Source organism: Vibrio penaeicida, from assembly GCF_002933855.1.
Lineage (GTDB): Bacteria > Pseudomonadota > Gammaproteobacteria > Enterobacterales > Vibrionaceae > Vibrio > Vibrio penaeicida_A.
On record NZ_BFAQ01000021.1, the window covers coordinates 1 to 12,207 of the forward strand.

Genomic DNA, 12,207 nt, shown 5'->3' on the forward strand with positions numbered 1-12,207 from the left:
GTTTTTAAGGTCTAAATAAATATTGATAACATAATTGTCATTGTAATCTAATGAAGAATAATGAGTTTAATTTCTTTTGATACTTAATGTGTTTTATAACAATGAATATATAGTTCACAACTTTTTAATTATACATTTATATATTAAAAATATAAGTGATTGATAAATAAAGATTTTGAATAAAAAACATACGAATATGTTTCATAAATGTAAATTATAGGTTTCTTATTCACTGTTTCATTAACATAAGTGCATGATATTTGAGACTGTGATCTTGTTTTAGTGATAAACCAAACTTTGTAAGTAGATTTATTAGAAATGTTGCTTATTTTAAATAACAAGAAATAAAAACGTCATAGAATTCTATTAAATTAAAAATAAACCTGAATCTATGAACGTATTAAATAGATTAAGAATAAATCTCATTGAGACGTTAAAAATAACGTCAGTTGGTTTTGACGTCTTGCGTCACGCTTGTTGTAAGAACGGAGTCATTAATGGAAAAACTCGCTTTGATCACTGGTTCCAAGGGAGGAATCGGGTCGGCTATTAGCACTCAATTGGTTAGTGAAGGTTATCGTATTATTGCGACTTACTACACTGGGAATTATCAATGTGCAAAAGAATGGTTCGATGAGAAGCAATTCACTGAAGAGCAAGTATCGCTCTTTGAACTTGACGTAACGAACACTGCAGAATGCAGTGAAAGGCTTGAGAAACTTCTCGTAGAAGAAGGTACGCCAGATGTTGTTGTTAACAACGCTGGAATTACCAGAGATGGAGTCTTCAAAAAAATGTCGGCTGATAGTTGGTTTGATGTTATCGATACCAATCTAAACAGTCTATTCAATGTTACCCAGCCGCTTTTTTCTGCAATGTGCGAAAAGGGTGGTGGGCGAATCATCAATATTTCCTCAGTAAACGGTCTAAAAGGTCAGTTCGGACAAGCCAACTACGCTGCTGCAAAAGCAGGGATGATCGGTTTTTCTAAATCACTGGCTGCCGAAGGTGCGCGTGCAGGTGTAACCGTTAATGTTGTTGCTCCTGGATACACAGCTACGCCTATGGTGACGGCTATTAGAGAAGACGTACTTGAGTCCATTAAGAGTGGAATCCCAATGAAGAGACTCGCAACGCCAGAAGAGATCGCAAAAGCGGTTAGCTATCTTGCAAGCGACGCAGCTGCCTACATTACCGGTGAAACATTGTCGGTGAATGGCGGTTTGTACATGAGTTAATTCAAAGTTACTAAGGATTCTACAATGGAAAAAGTTTATATCGTCGCGGCAAAGCGTACTGCCATTGGCGCGTTTGGCGGCACTCTAAAAAATACACCTGCTGGTGAACTTGGTGCGGTTGCAATTAAAGGTGCGCTAGAGGCGGCTAATGTTCAACCTTCTGACGTTGATGAAGTGATTGTCGGAAACGTAGTTGCTGCTGGTCAAGGCATGAGCATAGGGCGTCAAGCCGCCATTTTTGCTGGTGTGCCAGAAACTGTACCTGCATACACGGTCAACATGGTATGTGGCAGTGGCATGAAAACGTTGATGGACGCGGCTTCTCATATCCGAAGTGGTGATGCAGAAGTGGTTGTTGCAGCAGGCGTTGAAGTCATGTCACAAATTCCTTTTGCTGCCCCAACAAGCTTACGCCAAGGGCACAAAATGGGTGATCTTAACTTCAAAGATTTGCTTGTTTCAGATGGCTTAACCGATGTTTTCAACCAATATCACATGGGTGTTACTGCTGAAAACATTGCTAAAGAAGTTGGTTTAACTCGTCAGATTCAAGACGAATATGCGTTATCGAGCCAACAAAAAGCCGTTGCTGCGATTGAGGCAGGGAAATTCAAGCAAGAAATCGTTCCTGTTGAAGTTAAGAACCGCCGTGAAACGATCACATTTGATACCGATGAATACCCAAAAGTGGATGCAAGCCTAGCCGGATTGCAAAAACTACGACCTGCTTTCGATAGAGAAGGCACAGTAACCGCTGGTAACGCATCTGGTATTAACGACGGTGCGAGTGCATTGGTCGTTGCATCTGAGTCTGCAGTTAAGCGTTTAAATCTAACCCCTCTTTGTGAGCTGGCTTCCTATGCTCAGACAGGTCTCGATCCCAAAGTAATGGGATTAGGGCCGGTTAAAGCCGTGACATCTGCACTAAGTAAAGCAGAACTATCTATCTCAGATGTTGATGTATTTGAGCTAAATGAAGCTTTTGCCGCTCAAGCTCTTGGCGTTGTTTATCAACTTGCCGACCATCATGAAGTTGAAAAAGAAGCGATTCTTTCAAAAGCAAATCTGAATGGCGGCGCAATTGCACTAGGTCACCCATTAGGGGCATCTGGAAATCGAATCATTGTATCTCTGATTCATGAGATGGAGCGTCAGGGCAGTAGCTCTGGTGTGGCATCACTATGTATTGGCGGTGGAATGGGAACGGCTGTGGTACTTAAACGCAGTTAATGACTGTTTTACTCATTGAGGCTACTGCCTCAAATGTATTGAAATCGATTCACTCAATGGAAAATTGTTTATCAGGAGAGACACCATGTACACAGATATTTTTAAAGCATTCACTGACCAAACTGAAAAAACTTTTGAACCTTACACAAAGTTCAACAAACTAGTCGCAAAAAACGCTGAAGTAGTGACCGAGCTGCACCTAAATGCCATTCGCGCATACAGCGAGCTAGGTCTTTCTCAGATGAAAGCAGCAAGTGAAGTAAGAGATGTAACTTCTTTGGCTTCTTTCAGCAACCAGCAGCTATCTGTACTTACTCGTCTTTCTCAGCAGCTAACAGAAGACAGCAATAAACTGCAGTCTATTGCCACTGAATTTAAAGATGATGTTGAGACTATTACTGCAGACAATCTGAAAGCTTCTACTCCAGCTTAAGATGATGGCGCCACCCTATAGGGTGGCGTTTTTTTGATCCGATTAAAGGGTTTTATCATGTTTCAAAACTTCTTATCGGACTACCTTGTTAAGCTCCAAGAGAGCAACCAGCAATGGTGGAAAGATCTTGAGCAAGGCAAGGCAGCCGTAAATACTCCTCTAAACAAGGCAATGCAGGAAATCAGCCTTGAAGACACCACTGAATTACTAGAAAAAGCCGCCCAACAACCAGCAGCATTGCTGGAAGTTCAAACCAAATGGTGGGAGCAGCAACTAGAAATATGGCAAAAAGTAGCACTTCAAGCCAACCAAGATTCGGTTATAGAATCTGAAAAAGGCGACAAGCGCTTTCAAGACAAAGCGTGGCAAGAAGAAGCTTATTACAACTTCATTAAACAATCTTATCTGCTGTTTAGCCGTACCTATATGGATACGATTAACGCAGTTGAAGGGTTAGATGAGAAAACTAAAGAAAGATTGAATTTCTTTTCTCGTCAAACTATTAACGCAATGTCACCAAGCAACTTTATCGCAACTAATCCAGAGTTACTGAAACTAACGATGGAGAAGAATGGTGAAAACTTGGTAACAGGGCTTCAGCATTTCAGAGAAGATGTTGAAGCAAGTGCAGACATTCTTAAGATTCGCATGACCAATACCGATTCATTCCAAATCGGTGAGCATGTCGCCAATACCAAAGGGGAAGTGGTTTTCCAAAATGAGCTATTTGAGCTCATTCAATATCGTCCTCTTACTGAACAAGTCAACGCGACGCCTCTATTGATTGTCCCACCGTTCATCAATAAATATTACATTCTTGACCTACGAGAGAAAAACTCATTGGTTAAGTGGCTGCTAGAACAAGGTCATGCCGTGTTCATGATGTCTTGGCGTAACCCAGGACCATCGCAGGCAAAAGTTGAGTTTGGTGATTACGTTACCGAGGGTGTCGTAAAAGCAGTCAATGCCATTGAATCTATTACAGGTCAGGAGCAAATTAATGCTGCGGGCTATTGTATAGGTGGAACGGTATTGGCTTCTACAGTGGCGTACTATGCTGCGAAAAGAATGAAAAAGCGCATTAAGTCTGCGTCTTTCTTCACGACGTTATTGGACTTCTCACAACCAGGGGAAGTCGGTGCGTATGTAAATGACACTGTAATTCGAGCGATTGAAGCCCAGAACAATCTACAAGGTTATATGGACGGACGTTCATTGAGCGTGACATTCAGTCTATTGCGCGAAAACAGCCTATACTGGAACTACTACGTTGATAACTACTTGAAAGGTAATAGCCCGGTCGATTTCGATTTATTGTATTGGAATAGTGACAGCACCAATGTGGCGGCGAGTACACACAATTTCCTTCTTCGTCAGCTTTATTTAGAGAACAAGCTTGTTAAAGATAAAGGTGTGAAAATAGGTGGTGTTTGGATTGATCTTAATAAAATCCGCATCCCAAGCTACTTTATTTCCACGAAAGATGATCATATCGCTCTGTGGCAAGGCACTTATCGTGGTGCACTTAACACGGGTGGTAACAAGACGTTTGTACTGGGTGAATCGGGCCACATTGCCGGTATTGTGAACCACCCTGACAAGAAGAAGTACGGGTATTGGACAAACGATAACCTTGATGACACTGCTGAAGAGTGGATGACAAATGCTGAACATCATGATGGCTCATGGTGGCTGCATTGGAACAAGTGGCTGTTGAGCTTCAATCCTGAAGACAAGCGTGAGCCATTTAGTATTGGTAATGAAGACTACCCAGTACTGGGACTCGCTCCTGGAAACTATGTAAAACAAACATTGCCAGTGATTGAAGACATAGTGAAAGAGAAAGAAGCGGAAACCGCTTAGTGTCTTACGAAAATAATTACTAACAACACAGTTGGCTTAAAATAAAAACTCCCACATTTGTGGGAGTTTTCTTTTTAAGCCATAAAGGCTTCAGAAAGCAAAGGTTTTTATCAATTTACTTTTTTATCTTTTCCAAGCGATAGCAGCCATAATGACACAGCGGCAACGCCTAAAAATCCACCAATGATGATAACTGGCATGGCAGAGTAGCCCAGTACATGCCAGATAATCGATTCTAAATTACTCATTTAAACCTCCCTATTGCCAGCCTTCTACGCCGTGCATATCTGGTAATTTGTGCGCGATACCCTTATGGCAATCAACACATGTTTTTTCACCAGAGGCCAACGCTGTAGAGTGCTGGTTGGAGCTTCTTGTGCTTTGCTCAGAGAAGTCCATATATTCAAATTCGTGGCAATTACGACATTCCAAAGAGTCATTATTCTTGAATCGAGACCACTCCCTTTCAGCAAGGTAGGCTCGACGCTCTTGAAACTTCTCCGGTGTGTCTATTGTCTTTAATACAAAGTGAGCAAACAGCTCTTTAGATGCCTGAACCTTGCGGACAATTTTATCACCCCAATCATGGGGTACGTGGCAATCAGAACAGATCGCACGAACACCAGAACGGTTAGAGTAGTGAATGGTTTCCTGAATTTCAGCTACGATTGGTGCATGACAGCCAGAACAGAACTCTTCCGAGTTTGTGGCTTCCATACCCGTGTTGAATGCTCCCCAGAAGAGTAAACCTCCCGCAAAACCCATGAACAGCACAACCCCAACGGCTGCCTTACTAGGGCTTGTCAGTCTCTTCCAAAACGCTTTTAGTATTTTCATAATTCGCCTCTTATGGAATGACCAATCACTTATTTAGTGAGTCGACACTCTTAAACTCGTTTTCTACAAGCGGCTTTGCGTTTGCTTGAGGAACATGACATTGCAAACAGAAGTAACGTCTTGGTGACATGTCTGCCAGCACGGCATCTTCGCGGTTTACGTAGTGCGTGACACTGACTTTTGTCGCGCCCATTTCTTTTGCGTTTTTCCAACTATGACAAGCGAGGCATTTATTGGCATTCAAAGACACTTCATAACCACGAATGTTATGAGGGATCAATGGTGGTTGATAAACATAGCTGCTTTCTAGAACTTGTTCTCGAGGGAACTTTTTAAAATCGTCTGCAGGGCGAGTTGTTTCCAATTCGCTTACACCGCGAAGGGATTCGACACCCCCGATTCCACCTGGGTTTTCAAGTTCAGCAACCGCTGTTCCGCTTAAAACTGCACCCACCGACAGCAGTGTTAACATGAGTTTTTTCATTCTAAATCTCCGCCTTGTGGCTAAATTCTGATCCGACCGCCGTAATGGCGGTCAGTGTTATCTTTCGACTTTGGGTTACGCAATCTTGGTGATTTTCACCGGACATTTCTTAAAGTCGGTTTGCTTCGATAACGGATCGGTCGCGTCAAGAATCAGCTTATTAATTAGGATTCTAGCGTCGAAGAAAGGCACAAATATCAAGCCCTCTGGTGGGCGATTTCGACCTCGGGTTTCTACCCGTACTCGAACCTCGCCGCGTTTGTTGGACATCAGCACCTCTTCACCACGGCGAAGACCGCGTGCCTTTGCGTCAGCAGGGTGGATGTAACAAACGGCATCAGGTGCTGCTTTATAAAGCTCTGGCACTCGTCTTGTCATTGTGCCTGTGTGCCAATGCTCAAGAACTCGACCAGTACATAACCAAAGATCAAATTCAGAATCCGGTGCTTCGGGTGGTGCTTCGTAAGGCGCGGAAATAATCAGTGCTTTACCGTCTGGCTTACCGTAGAAGTCCCAACCCGAACCTTTTTTCGCATATGGGTCGGAACCTTCTTTATAACGCCATAGCGTTTCTTTGCCATCGACCACTGGCCAGCGAAGACCACGAACTTGGTGGTAGACATCATACGGTGCAAGGTCGTGACCGTGATCGCGTCCAAACTCGGCGTATTCTTCAAACAAGCCTTTCTGCACATAGAAGCCAAAATGGTGCGCATCGTCATTTAACTCGCGAGCTTCTTCGATTGGGTATTTATCTACCTGCCCGTTAGCAAACAACATGTCGTACATGGTTTTGCCTTTGTATTGGGGCGCTTGAGCAAGCATTTCATCGGTCCAAACTTCTTCCATTTTGAAGCGTTTGGAGAATTCCATTACTTGCCAAAGGTCAGATTTTGCCTCGCCGACAGTGTCAACTTGCTGGTACCAAGCCTGAGTTCGACGCTCCGCATTTCCGTATGCCCCTTCTTTTTCTATCCACATGGCGGTAGGTAAAATTAGGTCGGCAGCTTGAGCGGTTGCTGTTGGGTAGGGGTCTGAACACACTATAAAGTTGTCGGGATGGCGATAACCAGGAAGACGTTCGTTGTTAATGTTAGGACCGGCTTGCATGTTGTTATTACACATTACCCAATAAGCATTTAGCTTACCGTCTTTTAGCATGCGATCTTGAAGAACGGCGTGGTAGCCAGGTTTTGGCGGAATAACGCCCGGTGGAATGTTCCATATTTTTTCTGCGTATGCACGGTGTTTAGGGTTAGCAACAACCATATCAGCAGGTAGACGGTGAGAAAATGTACCTACTTCTCGCGCCGTGCCACATGCAGAAGGTTGACCGGTTAGCGAGAATGGGCTGTTCCCCGGCGTCGAAATCTTGCCCGTAAGAAGGTGAATGTTGTAGATCAAGCTATTCATCCAAACGCCACGAGTATGCTGGTTCATTCCCATTGTCCAAAGTGACATCACTTTGGTGTCTGGATCGGCATATTGTTTCGCCAATTCGATGAGTTTGTCTTGTGAAACTCCTGACATTTCTGATGCTTTTTCGACGGTATAAGGCGCAACAGATTTCTTGTACTCTTCAAAGGAAATAGAGCTCATTTTCCCTGAATTAGGGTTTTGAGCTTTCATTTGTAGAGGATCGTCATCGCGCAATCCGTAACCAATGTCTGTCGTCGCCTGCTTGAAATTGGTGTGCTTGTTAACAAAATCCCAGTTAACAGCATCATTTTCGATAATGTAATGTGCAATAAAGTTGGCGATAGCAAGGTCGGATTGCGGTTCAAATATGTAGCCTTTGTCGGCAAGCTCGAATGAACGATGGTAATAAGTGGAAAGGACGTTAACTTTGACGTGTGGAAAGCTCAAGCGGCGATCTGTTATGCGAGTCCAAAGTACTGGGTGCATTTCTGCCATGTTTGAGCCCCATAGTACGAAAGAGTCTGCGTGTTCAAAATCGTCATAACATCCCATTGGCTCATCGATACCGAATGAGCGCATGAACGCACCAACGGCAGATGCCATGCAGTGACGAGCATTTGGATCGATGTTGTTTGATCTCAGACCCGCTTTCATCATTTTGGCTGCCGCGTAACCTTCCATTACTGTCCATTGACCGGAACCAAACATTCCGACACCAGAAGGCCCTCTTTTTTTCAGTGCGTCTTTCCACTTTTCTGCCATGATATCGAAGGCGGTATCCCAAGAAACAGGCGCAAAATCACCGTCTTTGTGGAATTTTCCGTCTTTCATTCGCAGTAGAGGTTGAGTAAGACGATCCTTTCCGTACATGATTTTAGAAAGGAAGTAACCTTTGATGCAGTTAAGACCTTTGTTAACAGGTGCCTCAGGGTCACCCTGAGTTGCAACCACTTTACCGCCCTGAGTTCCCACTAATACTGAACAACCCGTTCCACAAAAACGACAAGGTGCTTTGTCCCATGTGATTTTAGTTTGATCGGAGCTGGCAATCAGATTGGTGGCCGAAGCAGGTAGTGTTACACCTGCTACGGCGGCTGCCGATGCTGCTGCATTTGCTTTCACAAACGCACGTCTTGTCATTTTCATACTTCACCCTCTAATTGGGAATGTTGCGTTCCAGTGTTGTCATCCTTGTCGTCTAAGTCAGTCTCGATTTGGTGATACACCAATACTGTACTCAGGACGTCCGGCAAGTTATTAATTGCGTCAATGGTGTCTGTGATGAAGCCTTGGTTTTCAGTTTCCAAAACCACCACAATTTTCCCTTCAGGGCTGTCTCCAAAAACTTCTGCATTCTCAAACTCTTCAATTCGAGACTTTGTTCGTGACAGATGTTTTGGTGACACGTGCACCACTAAGCTGGAAATATGCACTTCATTTAGTGACATAGTTATCTCTCGTTATTTTGTATGCTCACATTGATGGATGAAGTTGGGCACACAGAAACGCACGCACCACAGCCATTGCACTCATCAAGATTTAATTCAGGTTGGGCGACTTTACCTACGGCGAGCTTGAATTGAATCGCCATGGTTTCGCATTGGTCACCGCAAGATCGACATTCGACATTTTTGGTGGCAAGGCAATCTTTATTGATGATTGCTTTGGCTTGCCACGCCATTTCGCTTTGGCTAAGAAAAAGAGGCTCAGGACACGCATCAGCGCATTGATAACAAAACGTACACTCACCAAGATCAAAATCAATCGTTGGAAAGCCGCCGCTGCCGTGTTTGATTATTTGTGTTTCGCATTCATTTACACACTTATTGCAGCGTGTACACTGATCGGTAAATTCGTTAGCGCTATTCAACCAAGGCAGCCGAGGGTGAGTCTCAGCTTCTTGTTTTCGTGTGAAAAAACGCCTTCGGAATTGATCAACCAAAACAACCTCTTATATAAGCCATTAAAACCTGTTAACAGATTTTCATTACTGCACATAAATAGTTTAGTTTTAGTCACAATCGATTAAATAACCCTAAAGGGGTAATCAGTGTCTAAACTGTTTTAGATCAATAAAAATATCAACAATTCAAGCGCTAATGGTTATGAGATGGCTGGCACTATGTTCAAAATAATTGGTTCACTAAGAAATCTACCGAGGTTATTGTTTTGAACTTGGAATCGAGACGAGAAAACAATTTTGTTTAAGTTACCCAAAAAACCAGTAACAAGCACTGTAGCGCAAGCGTTGTTGCTCATCCTATTGCTCTCGATAACGACAACGAGCTTTGCGATTCTTACGTTGGCTTCTAGCCTTAATGACGCAGAAGCCGTAAATGTTGCAGGTTCTATGCGAATGCAAAGTTATCGGCTCGCGTATGACATTCAAAGTGATTCGCTTGATTTCAATTTGCACGTTGAACAATTTGAAAGTTCTCTGTTTTCACCTTCAATGTCGGCCCTTCGGCACTGGACTGTTCCAGCGGATATTCAGCAAGAATATATGTTGATCATCCAAAGATGGCAGCAGCTCAATACCTTGCTACATTCCCAACAGAACGATGTGTATTTAAGTCAGGTCGCCGATTTTGTACAGCAAATCGACGAATTTGTATTTGGGTTACAAGAATACTCAGAACAAAAGTTGATTACGCTATCGTGGATAGGTGGCGTGGGGTTAGGTGGCATTCTTATTATTTCTACTTTTGTTGTGCGCTATGTTAGAAGAGAAATTGTTAACCCATTAAACAGATTAAGCCATGCGAGCTACGAGATTCAAAATAAGAATTTTGACGTAGCGCTTCATGTGTCTGGGGATAATGAGCTTTCTCGACTAACGGAGACATTTAACTCAATGGCTACTGAGTTAGGGCACCTTTATCGTGGTCTAGAGACTGCGGTGGAAGAAAAAACTCACAGGCTGCGTCATGCGAATCAGTCGCTGCAAGTGCTCTATCACTGCTCACAGGCACTCAACGTTTCACGGATTACAAAAAGTCACATCGAAAAAGTTGTGGATTTTATGTTCAGTTTAGAAGGTGTAGCAGCAGTAAAGTTAACGCTAGGAGATGCTCAGCAAAGTGAAGTCATCGAAAGAGGTATCGTGAAACCAAACAATAAATGGAACCGTACCTCGCTAGAATTGGATAATCAGGTACTGGGAACGTTAGAAACCCAATTTATGCTACCGTGCCCTGATCAAGAGTTGATAAACAGCATTATTCAAGTACTCACTCAGGGGATATATTATTCTCAGACCCAAAAACAAGAAGAATACCTCATTCTAATGGAAGAAAGGGCTACGATAGCACGTGAACTTCATGATTCACTCGCTCAGTCGCTATCTTATCTTAGGATTCAAGTAAGCTTACTAAAGAGGATGCTTAACAGCGATTCAGAAGAAAAACGAGCCGCTTTACCGCGCATCATATCGGATATTGATAGTGGGCTGACGGGGGCATACACCCAACTTAGAGAGTTACTCAATACGTTTCGCCTTTCAATTAAGGATGCGAATTTTGATGAAGCGCTTATCCAAATGATTATCCCACTGAGAGATCAAACGAATTCTGTTATTACTGTTAATAACCAAGTCGCCTCATTGAACCTTAAAGCCAATGAACAGATTCATGTACTGCAATTGGTTCGCGAAGCTGTCCTGAATGCCGTGAAACATGCCAAGGCAAATCACATAGAAGTAAACTGCACAAAGTTTGACAACGAAATGCGAGTCGCTGTAGTGGACGATGGTGTTGGTTTTGATGTTAATTATCAAAAACTTAATCACTATGGGTTAAGTATTATGGAAGAAAGAGCAGGAAGGCTAAATGGACAGTTAGAAATAGAAAGTGAACCTGAGAATGGTTGTAAAATACAATTAACTTACACAGTAAAAGAGGATCAAAATGACGATCTGTAATGTGCTAATCGTTGACGACCATCCTTTGATGCGTAAAGGAATCGCTCAACTTCTGAGTTTCGAAGACGAATTTAATGTCGTTGGTGAAGCAAGTAATGGTTCCGATGCGCTTGCTATTGCTTTAAAAGTGCAACCGGATTTGATTTTGCTTGATCTCAATATGAAGGGCATGTCGGGTCTAGATACGCTAAAAGCACTTCGTTCTGAAGAAATAGAGGCCAGAATTGTGGTTCTAACGGTCTCTGATAGTCCAAATGACATTAATGTCATGATTAAAGCTGGTGCTGACGGCTATTTACTGAAAGATACTGAGCCGGATGATTTGATTGCGTTGATTAAAGAGTCTATGTCCGGTAGCCAAATTTATAGCGATGAAGTACGGAAATATTTATTAGAAAGAAGTGATAAACCATCGGTTATGGACCTTTTAACCGACCGCGAACAACAGATTCTGCAAGAAGTCGCTAAGGGCTTTCGCAACAAACAGATAGCGGACAGTTTGTTTATTTCAGAGTCCACGGTAAAAGTTCACATGAAAAGTTTGTTAAAAAAGCTAGAAGTGCCCTCCAGAACTGCGGCCACAATTCTCTATTTAGAGCATTTTGGTGATCCTAGATAACAAAATACTAATGCAATATGATGCATTTTTTTCGAATCGTGCCAGACTTTACCATGAATTGCGTTAAGGATAAGCAGTCAGACTCATCCTAAGCAATTGCGATATAAATTCTTTTTTACATCAACTATATTATCGTGAGGCATCACGCAAATTGGTGATTAAGAT

General features: G+C 42.8%; 12 protein-coding genes. 6 read left to right on the forward strand and 6 right to left on the reverse strand.

The features are described 5' to 3' along the window. Nucleotides 1-497: 497 nt before the first annotated feature. From VPNCDNU1_RS12075 to phaC, 4 genes are all read left to right on the forward strand, one after another. Complete coding sequence (locus tag VPNCDNU1_RS12075; protein WP_104400536.1) at nucleotides 498-1,238, forward strand: SDR family oxidoreductase; 741 nt, start codon at nucleotides 498-500, stop codon at nucleotides 1,236-1,238. A 24-nt stretch (nucleotides 1,239-1,262) separates the two neighbouring features. Next, nucleotides 1,263-2,468 carry an acetyl-CoA C-acetyltransferase gene (locus tag VPNCDNU1_RS12080; RefSeq protein ID WP_104400537.1) on the forward strand — a complete coding sequence of 402 codons (1,206 nt, stop codon included), beginning with the start codon at nucleotides 1,263-1,265 and terminating at the stop codon, nucleotides 2,466-2,468. A gap of 85 nt (nucleotides 2,469-2,553) precedes the next feature. Further along, nucleotides 2,554-2,901: a phasin family protein gene (locus tag VPNCDNU1_RS12085; RefSeq protein WP_101113953.1), complete on the forward strand. Its 348-nt coding sequence runs from the start codon at nucleotides 2,554-2,556 to the stop codon at nucleotides 2,899-2,901. A 57-nt stretch (nucleotides 2,902-2,958) separates the two neighbouring features. Continuing rightward, nucleotides 2,959-4,764: a class I poly(R)-hydroxyalkanoic acid synthase gene (phaC, locus tag VPNCDNU1_RS12090; RefSeq protein ID WP_104400538.1), complete on the forward strand. Its 1,806-nt coding sequence runs from the start codon at nucleotides 2,959-2,961 to the stop codon at nucleotides 4,762-4,764. A 110-nt stretch (nucleotides 4,765-4,874) separates the two neighbouring features. On the opposite strand, the gene VPNCDNU1_RS12095 is transcribed toward phaC, so the two are convergent. From VPNCDNU1_RS12095 to napF, 6 genes are all read right to left on the reverse strand, one after another. Then, nucleotides 4,875-5,012, reverse strand: a complete 138-nt coding sequence (locus VPNCDNU1_RS12095) for a TIGR02808 family protein (protein ID WP_104400539.1) — start codon at nucleotides 5,010-5,012, stop codon at nucleotides 4,875-4,877. A 10-nt stretch (nucleotides 5,013-5,022) separates the two neighbouring features. Next, nucleotides 5,023-5,601: a NapC/NirT family cytochrome c gene (locus VPNCDNU1_RS12100; RefSeq protein WP_104400540.1), complete on the reverse strand. Its 579-nt coding sequence runs from the start codon at nucleotides 5,599-5,601 to the stop codon at nucleotides 5,023-5,025. 25 nt (nucleotides 5,602-5,626) lie between these two features. Continuing rightward, nucleotides 5,627-6,085 carry a nitrate reductase cytochrome c-type subunit gene (locus tag VPNCDNU1_RS12105; RefSeq protein WP_101113949.1) on the reverse strand — a complete coding sequence of 153 codons (459 nt, stop codon included), beginning with the start codon at nucleotides 6,083-6,085 and terminating at the stop codon, nucleotides 5,627-5,629. A gap of 75 nt (nucleotides 6,086-6,160) precedes the next feature. Then, complete coding sequence (napA, locus tag VPNCDNU1_RS12110; protein WP_104400541.1) at nucleotides 6,161-8,650, reverse strand: periplasmic nitrate reductase subunit alpha; 2,490 nt, start codon at nucleotides 8,648-8,650, stop codon at nucleotides 6,161-6,163. Next, the gene (locus tag VPNCDNU1_RS12115; RefSeq protein ID WP_104400542.1) at nucleotides 8,647-8,952 is read right to left on the reverse strand and encodes a chaperone NapD; all 306 of its coding nucleotides are present in this window, start codon (nucleotides 8,950-8,952) and stop codon (nucleotides 8,647-8,649) included. The genes napA and VPNCDNU1_RS12115 overlap by 4 nt, the downstream gene beginning before the upstream one ends. Before the next feature lie 2 nt (nucleotides 8,953-8,954). After that, a complete protein-coding gene (gene napF / locus VPNCDNU1_RS12120) occupies nucleotides 8,955-9,446 on the reverse strand; it encodes a ferredoxin-type protein NapF (protein ID WP_104400543.1) in 492 nt (163 codons plus the stop codon). A 258-nt stretch (nucleotides 9,447-9,704) separates the two neighbouring features. On the opposite strand from napF, the gene narQ reads away from it, so the two are divergent. Then, entirely contained in the window at nucleotides 9,705-11,423 is a 1,719-nt protein-coding gene (gene narQ / locus VPNCDNU1_RS12125; protein ID WP_104400544.1) for a nitrate/nitrite two-component system sensor histidine kinase NarQ, read from the forward strand. Next, nucleotides 11,410-12,042, forward strand: coding sequence for a response regulator (locus VPNCDNU1_RS12130; RefSeq protein WP_104400545.1), 633 nt, complete (start codon nucleotides 11,410-11,412; stop codon nucleotides 12,040-12,042). Before narQ ends, VPNCDNU1_RS12130 begins: the two co-directional genes overlap by 14 nt. Nucleotides 12,043-12,207: the final 165 nt, after the last annotated feature.